The 19,679-nt window shown below is 33.3% G+C and carries 13 protein-coding genes and 1 tRNA gene; 10 read left to right on the top strand and 4 right to left on the bottom strand.

All coding sequences use genetic code 11. The features are described from left to right. Positions 1–247: 247 nt before the first annotated feature. The 8 genes from ACTU6T_RS06955 (at position 248) to ACTU6T_RS06990 (ending at position 10,701) form a co-directional block, all read left to right on the top strand. A complete protein-coding gene (locus tag ACTU6T_RS06955) occupies positions 248–847 on the top strand; it encodes a hypothetical protein (protein ID WP_460220517.1) in 600 nt (199 codons plus the stop codon). Continuing rightward, positions 848–1,879: a ferrochelatase gene (hemH, locus tag ACTU6T_RS06960; protein ID WP_460220518.1), complete on the top strand. Its 1,032-nt coding sequence runs from the start codon at positions 848–850 to the stop codon at positions 1,877–1,879. Then, complete coding sequence (locus ACTU6T_RS06965) at positions 1,879–3,231, top strand: MATE family efflux transporter (protein WP_460220519.1); 1,353 nt, start codon at positions 1,879–1,881, stop codon at positions 3,229–3,231. Before hemH ends, ACTU6T_RS06965 begins: the two co-directional genes overlap by 1 nt. A 69-nt stretch (positions 3,232–3,300) precedes the next feature. Further along, positions 3,301–6,372: a WD40/YVTN/BNR-like repeat-containing protein gene (locus ACTU6T_RS06970; RefSeq protein ID WP_460220749.1), complete on the top strand. Its 3,072-nt coding sequence runs from the start codon at positions 3,301–3,303 to the stop codon at positions 6,370–6,372. Positions 6,373–6,449: 77 nt separating this feature from the next. Then, positions 6,450–6,998 (top strand): CopD family protein, encoded by a 549-nt coding sequence (locus tag ACTU6T_RS06975; RefSeq protein ID WP_460220520.1) that lies wholly within the window; start codon positions 6,450–6,452, stop codon positions 6,996–6,998. Between the two features lie 90 nt (positions 6,999–7,088). Further along, positions 7,089–8,498, top strand: coding sequence for a sensor histidine kinase (locus ACTU6T_RS06980; protein WP_460220521.1), 1,410 nt, complete (start codon positions 7,089–7,091; stop codon positions 8,496–8,498). A 13-nt stretch (positions 8,499–8,511) separates the two neighbouring features. Next, positions 8,512–9,294: an enoyl-CoA hydratase/isomerase family protein gene (locus tag ACTU6T_RS06985; RefSeq protein WP_460220522.1), complete on the top strand. Its 783-nt coding sequence runs from the start codon at positions 8,512–8,514 to the stop codon at positions 9,292–9,294. Between the two features lie 333 nt (positions 9,295–9,627). Continuing rightward, complete coding sequence (locus ACTU6T_RS06990) at positions 9,628–10,701, top strand: PA0069 family radical SAM protein (protein WP_460220523.1); 1,074 nt, start codon at positions 9,628–9,630, stop codon at positions 10,699–10,701. Positions 10,702–10,704: 3 nt separating this feature from the next. Here the strand turns inward: ACTU6T_RS06990 and ACTU6T_RS06995 are convergent, their stop codons facing one another. Continuing rightward, the gene (locus tag ACTU6T_RS06995) at positions 10,705–10,938 is read right to left on the bottom strand and encodes a heavy-metal-associated domain-containing protein (RefSeq protein WP_460220524.1); all 234 of its coding nucleotides are present in this window, start codon (positions 10,936–10,938) and stop codon (positions 10,705–10,707) included. Between the two features lie 146 nt (positions 10,939–11,084). On the opposite strand from ACTU6T_RS06995, the gene ACTU6T_RS07000 reads away from it, so the two are divergent. Both ACTU6T_RS07000 and ACTU6T_RS07005 read left to right on the top strand, forming a co-directional pair. Then, on the top strand, positions 11,085–14,375 hold the full coding sequence (locus ACTU6T_RS07000; protein ID WP_460220525.1) for a hypothetical protein: 3,291 nt from the start codon (positions 11,085–11,087) through the stop codon (positions 14,373–14,375). A gap of 41 nt (positions 14,376–14,416) precedes the next feature. After that, on the top strand, positions 14,417–15,955 hold the full coding sequence (locus ACTU6T_RS07005; protein ID WP_460220526.1) for a sugar porter family MFS transporter: 1,539 nt from the start codon (positions 14,417–14,419) through the stop codon (positions 15,953–15,955). Positions 15,956–16,102: 147 nt separating this feature from the next. Here ACTU6T_RS07005 and ACTU6T_RS07010 read toward each other — a convergent pair. The 3 genes from ACTU6T_RS07010 to ACTU6T_RS07020 form a co-directional block, all read right to left on the bottom strand. Further along, positions 16,103–16,176: transfer RNA gene (locus tag ACTU6T_RS07010), tRNA-Asn, on the bottom strand. Between the two features lie 83 nt (positions 16,177–16,259). Continuing rightward, the gene (gene rseP, locus ACTU6T_RS07015) at positions 16,260–17,585 is read right to left on the bottom strand and encodes an RIP metalloprotease RseP (RefSeq protein WP_460220527.1); all 1,326 of its coding nucleotides are present in this window, start codon (positions 17,583–17,585) and stop codon (positions 16,260–16,262) included. Between the two features lie 78 nt (positions 17,586–17,663). Continuing rightward, positions 17,664–19,598, bottom strand: a complete 1,935-nt coding sequence (locus ACTU6T_RS07020) for a M1 family metallopeptidase (RefSeq protein WP_460220528.1) — start codon at positions 19,596–19,598, stop codon at positions 17,664–17,666. Positions 19,599–19,679 lie beyond the last annotated feature (81 nt).

Genomic DNA, 19,679 nt, shown 5'->3' on the forward strand with positions numbered 1-19,679 from the left:
TAAATTTTTTAATTAAAGCCTTATGGGGTTTTATATTCATGTTTTTTTATTTTGTGAAATACTGAAAAAATCAAACACTAAACAATACGTAGTTCTACGTATATTCTAATTCAAATCTATAGTGTAGTCTATTATTTTAAAACGCATATTTTGTAACACGTTCATTTGGTTGAGTGAAGCCTAATTTTCATTGCGTGAAGCAAAACATAAAAAATACTGTCGTATTTTTGCAAAAACAAAATTTACTATGAAATACTTACTTTCCCTTACAATTGTACTATTGCTAACATTAAACAGCCAAGCGCAATCCCAAAAAGAAATCACTCAACATGCTGAAACCTATTATGAATTTATTACTAAGCAAAATTTTGATGGGGTTTTAGACTATATGTATCCTAAGGTATTTGATATGGCTCCAAGAGATATGATGAAAGCGTCTATGGAGCAAATGTTCAATGCTGAAGGTATGAAAATTGAGTTTCTATCTAATGACGTGACTAGTGTGACTAATAATAAAGAAGTTGAAGGTATTACTTATGCGGCGATATTTTATAACAGTAAAATGAAAATGACGTTTACATCTGAGCTTGATAAACCAGAAGAAGAGCAGAAAGGTTTTTTAGATTTTATGAAAACAACTATGGCGACTCAGTTTGGGGAGGATAATGTGACGTCTAATGTCAAGACAATGTCATTAGTGGTGAATATGGATTCGAGTATGTTCGCCATAAAAGACCCGCAATATGACGGTTGGAAATTTATTGGAAACGATGATGCTATGAAGCAATTGGTAGATACAATTGTTCCTGAAAACATAAGAACAGAATTACTCAAAGAAAAGAAATAAATGAAGGGAGTTTTACTCGTTAATTTAGGATCACCAGATAGTCCAAACCCTAAAGATGTCAAGAGATATTTAGGAGAATTTTTAATGGATGAACGTGTGATTGATGTTCCGCTTTGGGCTAGGACATTGCTGGTTAAAGGTATTATATTAAATACAAGGCCTAAAGCGTCTGCAGCAGCCTATAAAAAGATCTGGTGGGAGGAAGGTTCGCCTTTAATTGTCTTGTCTGAGCGCTTACAAGATAAGATTCAAAATCAAATCGATTTTCCTGTGGCATTAGCCATGCGTTATGGAAGTATGACCATTAAAAAAGGCTTGCAAGAATTGGTAGACAAAGGTGTTGATGAGGTATTTTTAATTCCGTTGTATCCACAATATGCTATGGCAACAACTGAAACTATTTTGGTCTTAACAGAGGAGATTAGAAAGGCCCATTTTCCGCAGTTGAAAATTCAAGATTTAAAAGCGTTCTATAACGATTCTAAGTATATTGAGGTCTTATCCAATTCTATTGCAAAGCATTTGGAAGGTAAAGATTATGAGCACCTTTTATTTTCATATCATGGTGTTCCAGAACGTCATATTAGAAAAAGTGATATCACTAAATCGCACTGTAAAATAGATGGGAGTTGTTGTGCAACGGCATCACCAGCGCATGAATTTTGTTACAGGCATCAATGTAAAGAAGTGACAAGGCTCGTGGGAGAAAAACTGAATTTAAAAGAAGGAAGTTTTTCAACATCTTTTCAATCCCGATTAGGTTTTGATCCTTGGTTGCAACCTTATACAGATCGAACCATTGAACGTTTGGGCAAAGAAGGCGTTAAAAAAATGGCTATCGTAACACCAGCATTTGTGAGTGATTGTCTGGAAACTCTAGAAGAAATTGCTATGGAAGGCGAAGAAATTTTCCATGAAATGGGCGGACAAGAGTTTACGACGATTCCCTGCCTTAATGACGATCAAGAATTTGTAGACATATTATCCGGTTGGATTAAAGAGTGGGCAATGACTCAAACCACTACTGCTTAATGGCAAAAGTCTCATCACAGGATTTAGGAACACAACCCATAGGTCAGTTGCTTATTAAACAAGCTGTTCCTGCATCTATTGGGATATTGGTGATGTCTCTAAATATCTTGGTAGACACAATTTTTGTTGGTCAATGGATTGGCGCAACTGCTATTGCAGCTATTAATGTTGTGCTCCCCGTATCGTTTTTTATTGCAGCTTTAGGAATGGCTATTGGAATAGGAGGTTCGTCTATTATCTCTAGGGCTTTAGGCGCTAATAATAAACCAAAAGCACTCAAAACTTTTGGAAATCAGCTCACGCTTACCTTGTTGTTTACTGTAACTTTTGCTGTATTTGGATTGTATTTTGTGGATACTTTGATTCCAGCTTTTGGTGGTAAAGGGAACATCTTTGATCCTGCAAAAGTGTATTATGAAATTATCCTTTATGGAGTGCCGATTTTAGGATTCGTCATGATGGGAAATAATGTCATTAGAGCAGAAGGTAAACCAAAATTTGCGATGTATGCGATGTTAATTCCATCAATAGGAAATTTGCTCTTTGATTACATTTTTATCAATGTGCTTGGTTGGGGAATGGCAGGCGCAGCTTGGGCTACTACAGGATCTTATATTGTATCTTTTCTATTTATTTTATGGTATTTTTTATCGAAAAACTCTGAATTAAAAATTAACACCTCACATTTCAAATTAGATAAAAGTATCGTATCAGAAATAGGGGCTTTAGGGTTTGTAACCTTAGCAAGGCAGGCCGTAGTAAGTGTGACTTTTCTATTGGTAAATAATGCTTTATTTAAATTTGGGGGAGAAACCTCAATTACTGCATATGCTATTGTAGGACGAATGATGATGTTTGTACTATTTCCCGTTTTTGGTATAACACAAGGATTTATCCCAATTGCTGGATATAATTATGGAGCTGAACAATATGATCGGGTTAAAGCTGTCATATTTACGGCTGTAAAATATGCTACCCTTTTTGGAACTATTATTTTTGTAGGGTTAATGGTATTTCCAGAAGTTATTACCTCATGGTTTACAACAGATACTGAGGTATTAAAAGTGACGCCAAATAATATGCGTTGGGCATTTGCGGCAGTTCCAATTTTGGCCTTACAACTGATAGGTGCTGCTTATTTTCAAGCTATTGGAAAGGCCTTTCCAGCACTAATACTTACGTTAACACGACAAGCACTGTTTTTTATTCCATTGATGTATATATTATCGAAATATTTTGGAGAATTTGGTATTTGGGTGTCCTTTCCAATTTCAGATATATTATCAACTTTTGTAACTGCGTTCTTTTTACAACGTGAAGTCAAGTTAAAATTGAATAAGACTGGCGCATAATATTTTTTTATGCTTATTTTTAAAGCTACTAACAAAACCAACAAGATAATGAGACTACTCACTATACTAATGTGTTTGTTTCTTTTCGGAAATGTAACACAATTAGAAGCACAATCTTATGACGAATCCCAATATGATGCACTAGAATATAGGTTGCTTGGTCCTTTTAGAGGAGGGCGAAGTGCTGCAGTAACAGGTGTTCCTGATAAACCGAACTTATATTACTTTGGTTCTACAGGTGGAGGTATATGGAAAACCTTAAATGGTGGACGTTCATGGGAAAATATTTCTGATGGATTTTTTGGCGGAAGCATTGGAGCCATAAGTGTATCTAAAAGTGATCCAAATGTGATTTATGTTGGTGGAGGAGAAAAAACGGTTCGAGGAAATGTATCTTCTGGATATGGTATCTGGAAAAGTGTTGACGCTGGTAAAACTTGGACTTCTGCCGGACTTAAAAATTCGCGACATGTACCCAGAATAGCTATAGATCCAACAGATCATAATGTTGTGTATGCAGGAGTTTTAGGAAATATTTATAAGCCTACGCAAGAACGAGGTATTTATAAAAGTACAGATGGAGGAAAGACCTGGAAGAAAACACTATTTGCTAATAATCAAGCAGGTGTTGTTGATTTGATAATTGATCCTACAAATCCTAGAATTTTATATGCTTCAACTTGGAGAGTTCAACGCACGCCATATAGCTTAAGTTCTGGAGGTGATGGTTCAGCACTTTGGAAAAGTACCGATAAAGGTGAAACGTGGACCGAGATTTCTACCAATAAAGGATTTCCTGAAGGCACTTTAGGTATTATTGGAATGACAGTGTCTCCTGTTAATAACCAGCGTGTTTGGGCGATTGTAGAAAACAAGGATAAAGGCGGGCTCTACCGAAGTGATGATGGTGGCAAAACCTGGAAGCAAGTGAATAGCGAGCGTAAATTGCGTCAACGTGCTTGGTATTATACAAGAGTATATGCCGATACAAAAGACGCAGATGTTGTTTACGTATTAAATGTAAGATATCATAAAAGCTCAGATGGCGGGCAAAGTTTTAATACTTATAATGCTCCTCATGGTGATCACCATGACTTATGGATTGCACCTGAAAATCCTCAACGAATGATAATAGGTGATGATGGAGGTGCTCAAGTTACTTATGATGGTGGTGATACTTGGAGCACTTATCACAATCAGCCGACATCACAATTTTATCGTGTCACTACAGATAATCATTTCCCGTACCGAATTTATGTGGCGCAACAAGATAATTCAACCATAAGAATTCCACATAGAACTGACGGACGTTCAATTACAGATGATGATTGGGAATCGACTGCTGGAGGAGAATCGGCTCATATCGCCATTGATCCAGAAGATAATGATATTGTATATGGCGGAAGTTATGACGGATTTTTAACAAGGGTTAATCATAAAACAGGAACTGTTAGAGCCATAAATGTCTGGCCTGATAATCCGATGGGTCATGGCGCCGAAGGCATGAAGTACCGCTTTCAATGGAATTTTCCAATTATATTCTCTAAACATAATCCAGATCGATTATACACCTTTTCTCAACATGTTCACGTGACTGAAAATGAAGGACAGTCTTGGAAAATTATTAGCCCTGATTTAACTAGAAATGATCCAGAAAAGTTAAAATCTTCTGGAGGACCAATAACACAGGATAATACCTCTGTAGAGTACTATTGTACTATTTTCGCTGCACAAGAATCTCCTATTACAGAAGGCCTATTATGGGTTGGAAGTGATGATGGTTTAATTCATATGACTAAAGATGGTGGACAAAACTGGGAAAATGTGACACCTAAAGGCATGCCAGAATGGATGATGATAAATAGTATCGAACCAAGTGCTTTTGATGCAGGAACATGTTATGTGGCTGGAACCAAATATAAAACAGGAGATTTTACGCCTTATTTATATAAAACTACTGATTATGGAAAAACCTGGAAGTTAATTACGAATGGTATTGATCCAGAACATTTCACAAGAGTATTAAGAGAAGATCCTAAGAAAAAAGGTTTGTTATATGCAGGAACTGAAACCGGAATGTACATCTCATTTAATGATGGTAAAAACTGGAAGCCATTTCAATTAAACTTACCAATCGTTCCAATTACAGATTTAGCTATAAAAGACAATAATCTTATTGTTGCTACTCAAGGACGAAGTCTATGGATGTTAGATGATTTAACTGTCTTGCATCAACTTTATAATTCTGATGCTGGAGAGAACACGCTTTTTAAGCCAAAAGATACTTATAGAATGGATGGAGGCTATGTAAAGCATAGCAAAACATCAGGAACCAACCATCCTAATGGTGTCATTACCTATTTCAATTTAAAACAATATGATAAGGATAATGACGAGGTATCGTTAACCTATTTCGATCAAAAAGGAGATACCATTAAGACATTTTCAACGGCCAATAAAAAGAAAGATAAACTAGAAGTTAAAAAAGGAATGAATCAGTTTGTTTGGAATATGACTTACAAAGGAGCCGAAAGACTTGAAGGTATGATTTTGTGGTGGGCAAGTTTGGATGGACCTCAAGCGATTCCAGGAACTTATAAAGTACATTTAAATATTAATGAAGAAGTGCTACCTCAAACGTTTACAATCCTTGCTGATCCAAGAGCAGAAAGTACTCAAGCCGATATGCAACAGCAATTTAATTTTATCAAAGATGTCAATAAAACTATGGATGATGCTCATAAGTCTATTAAGAAAATCAGAAAGATTAAAAAACAATTGACTGCTTTTGAAACACAATACAAAGGCGATGAAAATGTTAAAGATCTATTAGAAAAATCTAAAACACTCCGAGAGGATTTTACTAAGATTGAAGAAGCGCTCTATCAAACTAAAAATCGTAGTAGACAAGATCCTTTAAATTTCCCTATTCGACTGACAAACAAACTCGGACATTTAAATGCGTTGGTTGGTATGGGAGATTTTGCACCTACAGATCAAGATGTTGCTGTAAAAAATGAACTAACAGCTAAAATTAAAATGCAGTTAGATGCTTTTAACAGTCTAGTTAGTGATGAAATAAGTGCATTTAATACGGCTTTTAACACTAAGCAATTAAACTATTTATTTATTGAAGATTAATTGAATTGTTATGCCAAATTTAGTAGAATCTTATGAGTTAAAACAAATATAAAGTTGAAGAATCTATAGCTATTTTAATGGAATATTATAATTATATAAAAGCCTTACATCTTATTTTTATTGTCACTTGGTTTGCTGGTTTGTTTTATATCCCAAGGCTTTTTGTGTATCAAATTGAGGCTTTTCATAAGCCGTCTCCAGATAAGGAGATTTTAGGAAAGCAATTAAAGCTTATGGCCAAACGTTTATGGAATATCATTGCATGGCCATCGGCTATTTTAGCAACTTTCTTTGCTATTTGGTTGCTAGTGTTAAATCCGGTATTGTTAAAGCTACCCTGGATGCACGTGAAATTAACTTTCGTTGCCATATTATTCTTATATCACTTAAAAACCCATCAATTCTATAAACAATTACAACGTGATGAGGTTAAAAAATCGTCTAATTTTATGAGACTTTGGAATGAAGGTGCCACCTTTATTTTATTTGCAGTGATATTTTTAGTGATTCTGAAAAGTGCTATTAATTGGATGTTTGGTGTTATTGGAATTTTTGTACTTGGTCTATTACTTATGCTAGGTTTTAAAATCTATAAAAATATAAGGAGTAAAAATCCAGATGCATAATATTGGCGTAATTATTGCTACATTTAGAGCACTACAATATTTCAGATGAGGTTAAAAAAACTGTCTTTACGAGTCCGCATATTTTTCGCCATGATCCTGTTGGTGCTTATTGCATCAATTCTTATCGCTGCCGTTACTATTTATCAGTACAATGAAGAAGCAAGAGATTATCACAGAGAACGTTTGGAGCGTAAAGAAAAAGCTATTATTAGTGATATCGATTATGTAATTCGCGAGACTTCTTATGAGGTTATTACTGAAAGAATACCATTAATTTTCAAAGAGGAAATTTATAGAATTGCAGATATTCATAGCTTGAGAATTTATATGTATGATTTGGATGGAACCTTATTAATAACTTCGAAAGCAAGTTTTACTAATGATTCAATTGTTCAATGTATTGAAACTGATATTTTAAATGATATTTCCAATTCTGTAGACCATCGTTATGTAGAAAAAAATGAAAAGAACGGAGAGACATTTCAGTCATCATATACGTATATCTATGATTCAAAATCAAAGCCTCTAGCCATACTTAACTTGCCATATTTAGAGAATGACGATTTTTTAAATAAAGAGCTTAACGAGTTTTTAGAGCGTTTAGGGTATGCTTATTTATTTATGATGCTTATTGCTGTAATTCTTGCCTTATTGCTATCAAAATATATCACACGAACCTTAAAAACCATTGCAGATAAAATCAATGAAACACGATTAGAAAAGCGAAATAAGAAAATTGACATTGCCTCATCTAGTGAAGAGATATCCACTTTGATAAACTCGTATAACAGTATGATTGACGAGCTAGAAGAAAGTGCTGTGAAGTTAGCAACAAGTGAACGAGAACAAGCATGGCGTGAGATGGCAAAACAAGTTGCGCATGAGATTAAAAATCCCTTGACACCAATGCGATTGAGTGTACAGAGCTTTCAGCGAAAATTTAATCCAGAAGATGAGAATATCCATCAGAAAGTAGATGAATACAGTCAAACACTAATTCAACAGATAGACACAATGAGTTCTATTGCATCGGCATTTTCAAACTTTGCAAAAATGCCTGCACAACAAAACGAAACCCTCAATGTGACTAATATTGTAAAACTTGCATTAGATATTTTTAGTGAAGATTATATTGTGTTTACATCAGAAGATGAAGATATAATGGCCAATTTTGATCGTACCCAATTAATTCGAGTAGTAACAAATTTGGTGAAAAATGGGATACAAGCTATTCCTTTAGATATGAATGAACCGAGAATAGAAGTGAGAGTCTTAACAGAAAATGAGATGGTAAAAATCACTGTAGAAGATAATGGTTCTGGAATATCCGAAGAGAATAAAAGCAAAATTTTCGAGCCTAAATTTACCACAAAAACGAGTGGAATGGGATTAGGCTTGGCAATGGTAAAAAATATAGTAGAAACTTATAAAGGAAATATTACCTTTACATCTCAATACGGAAAAGGAACCACATTTACTGTAACTTTTCCTAAGATTTAACCAGATATAGATTATGAGTTACCAAAATATTTTATCAAATACAAATCAAGGAATTACTACAATTACGGTGAATAGACCGAGTAAACTTAATGCACTAAATAAGGCTACTATTCAAGAATTGCATGATGCAATTGAAGACGCAAATGAAAGTAAAGACACTAAAGTAATTATTATAACTGGTAGTGGTGAAAAAGCCTTTGTTGCTGGTGCTGATATTAGTGAGTTTGCTGATTTCGATGTAAAAAAAGGAGAGAAGTTAGCAGAAAAAGGCCAAAAGCTCTTATTTGATTTTATTGAAAACCTGTCTACACCAGTGATTGCAGCTGTAAATGGATTTGCTCTAGGCGGTGGTTTAGAATTAGCGATGGCTTGTCATTTTAGAATTGCAAGTGTTAATGCTAAAATGGGACTTCCTGAAGTGTCTTTGGGAGTCATTCCAGGTTATGGTGGAACCCAGCGTTTGCCACAATTAGTGGGTAAAGGACGTGCTATGGAAATGGTAATGACTGCCGGAATGATTGATGCTCAAAAAGCTTTAGAATACGGATTGGTTAATCACGTTACCGAGGAAGGGGAGCTCATTACTTTAGCCGAAAAAATTGCAAGTAAAATTATGCGCAATTCTTCAGTAGCAATAAAAGCTGCTATAAAATCTATTAATGCTAATTTTAAAGATGGTGTTAATGGTTATAAAATGGAAGCTAAGCAATTTGGAAAGTGTTTTGGTACCGAAGACTTCAAAGAGGGAACTACAGCCTTTTTAGAAAAGCGTAAAGCCGATTTTCCTGGTGAATAACTAGTAGATGTATTTGCTTTATTATTTCTTTACACTTTTTCTGCTAAGCGATGTAGTGCAAAAAAAGGACTGATAAGTATTAGTATAATTAATAATATAGGACTTATCATGATAACGATTGCTAGATTTAATTTTGACATTGCTTTTAAATTAAGTTTCTATTAAAATTCTTAGCAAACATACAATCGATTTATTGTTCTGATAACAAGTGTTTTAACACATTTATATTCAATTTTCACATATTTGAGTGTCTTTGGATTTTTACGATTATAAATTGAACTAACTATCTGTTTTTGTAATTGATTTTTTGTAATTTTACAAAAAATCAATAATATGTTTAAAAAATCATTGCTCAAAGGTCGAGGTGCACAACACAATGTTCATAATCGGTTTTTTGAATTAAGTCATGAGCAACGTGATGATTTTCTGGAATATTGCGCAAAAGAAGGCGAGGAACCTCACCACAATAGAACATTATATTTGCCAGTATTTCCAAAAACTATCGTCAATAAAGTAAAGAGTCCAGATGTAGGTATGGCTTATTCTATGAATATGTACCAAGGTTGCGAGCATGGATGTATTTATTGTTATGCTAGAAATAGTCATGAATTTTGGGGATATAGTGCTGGTTTAGATTTTGAACGTAGAATTCTGGTAAAAAAAGAAGCGCCTCAATTATTAGAGACATTTATTAAGCGTAAATCTTGGAAAGCTTATCCTATTATAATGTCTGGAAACACAGACTGCTATCAACCTGCTGAGAAAATATTTGAAATTACTAGAGATTGCTTAAAGGTGTTTTTGAAGTATAAACACCCAGTTGGGATTATTACAAAAAACGCATTGATTCTTCGAGATTTAGATCTTTTAAAGCAGCTAACCAAAGAACACTTAGTTAGCGTAAATGTGTCTATTACATCATTATCTGAAGAGACACGTCGCGTATTAGAACCAAGAACAGCAACGATAAAGAAACGCCTACAAACTGTGAAAACGCTAAGTGAAAACAACATTCCTGTGAATGTGATGTTAGCCCCAATTATTCCATCTATTAATAGTCATGAAATTTTGCCTTTAGCTAAAGTAGTTTCTGATGCAGGTGCTTTAAGTATAGCACATACTATTGTACGATTAAACGGAGCTATAGGAGAGATTTTTACAAAGTGGATACAAAAAGCAATGCCAGATCGTGCTGAAAAAGTATTGCATCAAATTCAAGATTGTCATGGAGGAACACTCAACGATTCTCGTTTTGGTCAACGCATGAGAGGTGAAGGTGAAATCGCCAAACAGATTAATGATTTAGTAAAATTAGCGCGACTAAAATACTTTAGAGGAAAAAACATGCCTAAGCTTAATACCGAATTACATGAAGTATATAAAGATGGTCAGTTGCGATTATTTTAAAAACTATTTTGAAATGTTGTTTATAAGGCTTGAGTCTTTAGTTATAGGATGACCAATGTCTTTTAAATATACTCGTAGCCCTTCAATGATATTATGTGATCTGCAATCAAAAGTTAAGTGTCCCATTGTACTATCGATAACTACATTAGATATACCTTTAAATCTATCGAGAGCAGACAATACAGTTGGTCTACAATTATCACATTTCAAACTTTGAATGATTATTGTCGTTCTCATATAATTTGTATTTGAGAAACAAACTTATGCCCAAATTGTAAGCAAAAAAATGATTTATATCAGTTTCTATGTCTTAAAACGATGTGTTCTATTGAGAAGATTAGATAAATTCGATTTAAGGTAGTTTATTTTATTATTTTTATGATATGAACAAACTCTTACTTTTCACTGCTCTTTTATTGAGCAGTTTTTCATTTTCTCAAGGGAAATTAGAATTCATAGACCGTGATGAAATTATAAGCCTAGCTTCTAATAATGGTCAAAATGGCAATAATGCAAAAGCTCTAGAATACCTCAATAAGATAAATAAAAATGATTCTTCTTACTGTTCAATTCTTACATCTAAATCTTATTATTTGCTCGAATTGAAAAAATACAATGAAGTTATCGAAGTTATCAATGAAGGCTTAGATAGAGATTGTATTTCAGAACAACATTCTTATTATATCAATCTGTCTGTAGCATATATGAGAATGAAAGAATATACAAAAGCTGTTGATGTTATAGACAGTGCCTTAATCCAATATCCTAATAATTATATTTTATGGTATAACAAAGGGATATCGTTAGAGAATCTTGGAAAGTTAGATGAGGCCATACTTGCATATCAGAAAACGATTATACTAAATCCATATTATGTTTATCCACACTTAAAACTAGGGAATGTTTGTTTTAAACAAGAACAAATGGCACAAGCAATGATGTGTTATAATATGTATTTATTGTTGCAAACAGATAAGGCAAGTGCACCTGATATTATTAAATCGCTTAATAATATAGTATCTGCAACTAATAGTAATGAAGCAAATCCTGAAATAAAAATCTCTCCTGATGATACAGTTTTTCAGAAATTAGATAATATTCTTAACAAGAAGGTTGCTTTAAAAAAAGGTTACAAAACTAAAAACGAAATTGATTTGAATTTAGTGAAGCAGAATCACTTACTTCTCAATGAATTAGTTGAATTAAAAGCAAATGATGGGTTCTGGGATCAAAAATATCTGCCTTTTTATAATTGGATAATGGAAAATGATTTTTTTGATGATTTTATATACACGCTGCTATATTCAACAGAAAATGAGGACATCAAAAAAATTATAGAAATTAAATCAAACAATATATCAGCATTTTACAATGCATTTAGAGAAAAATGGAAAACTATAATAGCACAGAATAGAGAAAATATTGGTGGTGAAAATAAAGTTGTAACATATTACTTTAACGACTCTTATGTTTCAGCTATTGGCGAAATTAAAGATGAACAACCTGTTGGTAAATGGACTTACTATAATGAAAATGGACAATTGAAAAGCCAAGGAGTGTTAGATTTAGAAGGGCAAAAAATCGGAGAATGGACATGGTATCATCCTAACGGAAAGAAAAAAGAAACAGCAATCTATGAGCATGGAAAGCTTAATGGGAACAATAAACAATGGTTTGAAAACGGAAAATTATATTACGAAGCAAACTTTTCTTTAGATTCTCTTGATAATGAATATAAATCGTATCGTAAAAGTGGGGCTTTATTTCAAAAAAAATATTACAACAATGGAAGTTTAGATGGTGTTTATGAATCCTATTTTCCAGTTGGTCAAGAGATTGTCGAATTTAATATCCCTTATAAAAATGGTTTAATTGAAGGGAAAGTTTTGGAATACTACTCTAACGGTAACGTTTATAGTGAAACACTTTTTTCTGAAGGCGTAAAAAATGGTATAGAAAAAAAATATGGAATCAATAAAAAACTGTCTAGTGAAGGAACTCTATTGAATGGTAGCTATCATGGTGAATATAGAACATACCATTCTAATGGAAATATATATGAAGAAGGGCATTATGATAAAGGTTTGTTGGAAGGGATAGTTAAGCGATTTTATAGAGATGGCACATTAGAATCAAAATTCAAATACTCTAAGGGGAAATTAGACGGATTATATGTTAGTTATGATTATGATGGATTACTATTTAATGAATTTAATTACAAAAATGGAGAAATGGTTTCTTACAAGTTTTTTGATAAGAAAGGAAACATTATAGAAGAGAATAGTAGAGAAGACGATAATTTTTATTACAAGGGCTTTTCTCCAAATGGAATATTGGTTTCTGAAGGTTTATTTGACAACTCAGGAGGAAAAAAAGGAACATGGAAATTTTATTCGAATAACGGAATTAAAATAGAAGAAGGGAATTATATAGATGACAAGGCAGATGGTGCACATGTAACTTTTTATAAAAATGGCCAAACCGAGTCTACCAATACATATAGAGAAGATTTGCTTAATGGATATTACGAGAATTATTATAAAAATAGTCAGTTAAAGTCCCATGGTTATTATAAAAATGATTTGGCCATAGGAGAATGGAGATACTATTACATAGATGGTACTTTACAACAATTGAGTTATTTTCATGATGGTAAACTTCATGGAGATCAGGTCTCTTATGACGGAAAGGGTAAATTAAGTAATATATATAGCTACAATTATGGAGAGATTTTGAGTGAGACTCGATTTGATATTAACGGAAAACAGTTTGAAGTAATAATGTTTGAGTCTGAAAAAAAACCTTACAAAATAATGTATAGACATTTTAATAAAAAATTGGATATTGATGTAGATTATGTTAATGCAGTAATGCATGGAAAATATTTAGAATATTACTTTGAAGGAAATTTAGCTGTAAAGGGAACCTATTTAAACGGTTTAGAGCATGGTGAATGGATTTGGTTTTTTGAAAACGGAGAGATAAAATCAAAGCGTAACTATAATTTAGGTGAATTAGACGGGGAGGCTATAGACTATTATGAAAATAAACAGATGGAGAACCAGTTTTATTATGATTTAGGAAAACCCTCAGGAAAATGGACATCGTATCATGACAATGGTCATTTAGATACTGTCACTGAGTATAATTTTGGAGAAAATCATGGGAGAAAAGAATTTTATAGCCCTGAAGGTAAATTACAGTTAATTCGTTTTTATGATCATGACGAACTTATTGGTTATTCATATTTAGATAAGAATGCTCAAGAACTATCAATGATACCATTAGAAAATGAAACTGGAATCATAACAGCATATTTTGATAATGGAAATGTATCTAGAGAAATGGAGTATTTGAATGGTGATTTAATAAATACCTATAAATCATATTTTTATTCGGGAAAAGTTGAAAATGAAATAGACTATAAACTTGGTGAATATCAAGGTGTGGTTATTAATTATTTTCCAAATGGAAAAGTAAAAAAACTAACCAACTATTTATTTGGAAATAGACATGGAGTATCTAAAACATTTCGTGAGGATGGAACAATAGAAAAAGAAAAAAAGTATCATAATGATAAAATTATAAATTCTAAACAATACAATAAAAAAGGAACTCTTGTAAAAACTAAACATTATTTTGATGAAAACGTTTACCGTATTGAAGATAATTAAAATGAATGTTTTGTTTATTAAAAACGCAAAGATTGTTAGTTATGAATAAAAGGCTTGTATTTATAGCATTTGTAGTATCCCTTGGTGGCTTTCTTTTTGGTTTTGATGCAGGAATTATTTCTGGAGTCATGTCTTATGCTGGCCCAGAATTTGAATTAAATGAAATTCAATCGGGTTGGGTAGTAAGTTCGCCATCCTTTGCAGCAATGTTTGCAATGTTGTTTTCTGGACGATTAAGTGACCTTCTAGGAAGAAAAAAACTACTTATTTTTGTTGCTTTTCTATATGCAGTTTCAGCAGTATCATCTGCCATTGCTACTTCTTATGAGATGCTGTATATTGCAAGAACAATAGGAGGTTTAGCGTTTGGAGCCGCTTTGGTGTTAGCTCCAATGTATATAGCCGAAATATCAACTTCTGAAAATAGGGGTAAACTAGTTACTTTACAACAGTTAAATATTGTTTTTGGCTTTTTTGCAGCCTTCTTAAGCAATTATTTTTTTAATAAATATAATACGCCAGAAAGTGTTTTTCTTACAGATGACAATGTTTGGAGATGGATGTTAGGTGTAGAGTTGATTCCTGCCATTTTATATTTTTTATTCTTGTTTTTCGTGCCCAAAAGTCCCCGTTGGCTGTACTTAAAAGGAAAAATCACCCAAGCAAAAGAGGTTATAATTAAGCTTTATGGAAACGAAAGAGGGGTATTAGAAGCCACATCTATTGAAGAAAGCCTTAATTCAGCAAAGGATAAGTCTAAATTAAAGCTAACAGATGTTTTAAAGCGGTCGTTACGCTTTATCTTAGTTGTAGGCTTAATAATAGGTGTTCTTCAACAAATTACTGGAATAAACGCTGTTTATTTCTACGCAACATCTATTTTTAAGCAAACGGGTATTGGAACAGATGCTGCATTTTCATCTGGGGTATTATTAAGTTCTATTTCTGTGATTTTTACCTTTGTTGCCATCTATTTAATAGATAGAATGGGTAGACGACCTTTGTTGTTGATAGGGACAGCAGGTATTGCTATTAGCTTGCTCTTATGCGCCTATGGATTTAGTGAAGCAACCTATCAACTTTCAACTGAAAAAATTTCTCAGTTTGAATTTGCAGAATCTGATAAACTATTGCCATTGGCAACTAAGACCTATAATAATGATATTGATTTTAAAAATGCTATAAAATCTGTAATAGGCAATGCAAACTACAGTAAAAATGACGGAGCCATATTAGAGGCTGCTACTCACATGAATGCCAATCTAGTACTCTTTGGCATTTTAGGCTTTATAGCTTGTTTTGCATTTTCACTAGGACCTGTCATGTGGGTGCTTTTATCGGAGTTATATCCTTTAAAATATAGGGGTTTGGCAATAGGTATAATTGCTTTTGTTAATTCATTAATTAGTTCATTAGTGCAATTAATATTTCCTTGGGAGTTATCGAATTTAGGAAACACATTGACCTTTTTTATATTTGGTGTCATAGCCTTGATAGGTTTTTTTATACTCTTAAAAATTTTACCAGAAACTAAAGGAAAATCTTTAGAACAATTAGAGCAAGAACTGGTTATTGATTGAAAAGAACTCAATATTTAATAAGTATTGAATTTTAGTTAATAAGAAAAAAAATCTCTACAAAGGTAGAAACTATAGTACTTAGCTATTAAATATGAGATGAAATTGAGAACAAAAAAACCCGATACATTTGTATCGGGTTGTCTTTTGCTCCTCCTCTTGGGCTCGAACCAAGGACCCTCTGATTAACAGTCAGATGCTCTAACCAACTGAGCTAAGGAGGAGTGTTAATCGCTTTAGCGAGCGCAAATATATAGTATTTTTTAACTTTAAAAAAAGAATTTTTTAAAAAAATTAATTAATTTTTTTAAATCCAATCGTTAATATTTGCGAATAACACTAATGTTATTAATATGACAAATCCAACAAGTTGGGCACGCTCTAAAAATTTCTCACTTGGTGCTCGTCCAGAAATCATTTCAAATAATAAAAACATCACATGACCACCATCAAGTGCAGGAATTGGTAATAAGTTAAGAACACCCAACATAATCGATAAAAAGGCCGTTAATAACCAAAAGGATTCCCAGCTCCATTCACTTGGAAAAATACTGTAAATGGCTTTAAATCCACCAACACCTTTATATGCACCTGTACTTGGCGTAAATATTTTTTTAAGTTGTACTCCATATGCAGCAATTTGTTCAGTGAACTTATCATACCCAACGCCAAAACTTTCTCCAAATGAATATTCTTTTCTTACAATATCGTAATAGTTAAGTCGTTCAAGGTCACTTAAATCGCCTCCTGGCATAACACCTATTCTACCTTTTTGATCAACGTTAAGATTCATGGTAATAGTTTTGTCACCTCTTAGGATATTTGCAGATACGACTTGTCCCTTGTAAGGAGCAGCGGTTTTTCCTATTTCATCAAAATATTTTAAAGGTACATTATTTATAGAGGTGATAACATCTCCTTTTTTTAAGTCTGCATCCTTGTTAGCTAGCGAGTCTATAGTAAAGTCTACCACAAAAGGATAGCGTAAACTAAAAAAGCTTCTACTTTCACCAGTACTTAATTTACCTAGAAAGTCTTCAGGAAGCGTAATTTCTTTAGTTTTATTATCACTTAAAATGGTTAATTTTTCGGCTTCGATTAAGCGTTTTTTAATGTCTGAAACCATTTGGATTTCCTCACCATTAATCGATATTACTTTGTCTCCAGTTTTAATTCCTAAGTCGGTTAGTATGGGATTAGTGACCGCGTAACCATCTTGAACACTGTTGGCATCAATATCAGTATCGCCATATGCAAATGATAAAAAGACATAGATAATGTAAGCCAAAATAAAGTTTACAGTAACACCTCCTAGCATAATGATTAAGCGTTGCCAAGCTGGTTTAGATCTAAATTCCCATGGTTGAGGTGGTTGATTCATTTGGTCTTTATCCATACTTTCATCAATCATCCCGGCAATTTTTACATAACCACCAAGTGGCAACCATCCAATGCCATAAACCGTTTCACCTACTTTCTTTTTAAATAATGAGTATTTGATATCAAAAAAGAGGTAAAATTTTTCTACTCTAGTTTTAAATAATTTTGCTGGTATAAAATGTCCTAATTCGTGTAATACGATTAGTAGTGAAAGGCTCAGTAAAAATTGAGATATTCTAATTACAAACTCCATGTATCGTTAGTCATAAAAATTCTAAGCGACAAAAGTAGTGTTTTAGCAGCATTTAGAAAATTTTAATAGAAGTATTGCCTATTTTTTTAACACCGATTTAGTAATGGTGCCTTCATTGGTTTGAAATTGAACAAAAAACAATCCTTGAGACCAAGAAGTTGTGTGTAAAAATTCACTAAAAGGAAATTGTGTTATTAATTGACCAAGCGTATTGTAGACTCGTATTTCAGAAATAGACATGGCATCAGGTTTTTCGATGTGTAGCACTTCGGAAACAGGGTTAGGATATACTGTAAGTGGTCTTGAATTTTCAAATTCAATGGTACTTAACACCTCATTATTTGCTGAAATCAAATCCGATTCTGGGTCAAACAAAATATCTTGAACCGTAAATGCAATAGTTTCTATGAAGTTTTGATTATTAAATGTATGATCTAAAATAATATCTTGTTCTTCACCAAGAGATCCAATGAGTCTTACAGGAACAGGTGCCTCAAAAAATGAAACTGAAGGGTCACTCTGTGTTTGACTTAAGGTTATGGAAACTTCTGTAGCCGAAGGTTGTCCCCAATTTAAAGTATAGCTAGGATATCCTTGATTAAACAGCCAGTCATTAAAAAATTCTGATAAGTCTTCACCAGAAGAGGTTTCAATAATTGAAATAAAATCTGCAGTTTTTGCATAATCATAAGCATGCTCAGCAGTACTTAAGTATGCTTGTAACGCCTGAAAAAAGTCAGCATCTCCAAGTCTCTTTCGAAGCATATGCAAAACCATAGCACCTTTATTATAACTCAATCTACCGTTAAAAATTCGGCTGACACTTAGCGTATCTATATCACTTAAATAAACGGCACCATTTGGCGCTGAGGTAATAGAATTATTACGTTGTAGTTTCCAAGTCGTAAAATCATCATTACCATCTAAGTTTTCAATCGTAATCCCAGAAAGGTAAGTTGCAAAGCCTTCATTTAACCAAATATCTTTCCAACTACCGCAGGTAACTTTATTACCAAACCATTGGTGAGCCAATTCATGAGCAATAAGGTTGCGATTAAAACTCCCCATAAATGATACTGTCGTATGCTCCATACCGCCTCCCCATCCAAATTGGGCATGACCATATTTTTCATTTGCAAAAGGATACTCTTCAAATAGCCCATTAAATAAATTCATAATATCGACGGTAATTGGCGTGCTTGCTTGAGCGGTAACTATGCTTTCAGGATAGACATAATTCACAATTTCGAATGGATTTCCATTATTATCAACAGTATGGTTATACACTTCGTAGTTCGTTGCAGCAATAGCTATGAGGTAAGCTGGAATAGGATAACGATGTTTAAAGTGAGTGGTTTTCTCGTTTCCGTTTATTGTCTGACTTTGTTCTAATCCGTTAGATACAGAGATATATGCTTCATTTGAGGCATTAAATTGAGGTGTTGTCATGAATACATCGACAGAATCTATCTTATCAATCAAATCTTGCTTACAAGGCCACCAAGCTTTTGCACCATACGGTTCGGAAAGCGTCCATATTACTGGGTCACCGTTATGTGTGGTTTGTTCAAAAGACCCAAATCCAGAACTCACAGGGTTTCCAGAATAACTTACCGTTAACGAATCTAAAACACCTGTGTTTTGGATGACTGGAAGCGTGATGATTAATTCGTCATTACTATTATGTGTAAATGACAACGAATTGCCTCGCTGCATAACTTGAGATACAACCATGTTAGAGGCTAGATCGAAGGTAATAGAACTCATATCGCTTTTTGCAACAAAATAACTGGTGATATCTCCAGAAATAAACGCAACCGATGGATCTAGATTCAATTCTAATCGGTGGTATTTCAAATCATAATTCCCGGTATTTAGATTAGAACGATGCATGATGCGTTGTAAAGCAGATTTTGCCTCTGCTTCACGAATGTTATCAAGCGTTTCATTGTAATCTTGTGCATAGGAAATTGATGAAATCAGTCCGAAAAGTATAAATAGTCGTAACGTCATAACAATGTAATTTTTCTTTTTTTCAGAATATAGCATGTTAAAAGTAGTCAATTTGTTGCTATTCTGTCGTATTTTTGCACT

This window comes from Psychroserpens citreus (assembly GCF_055686305.1).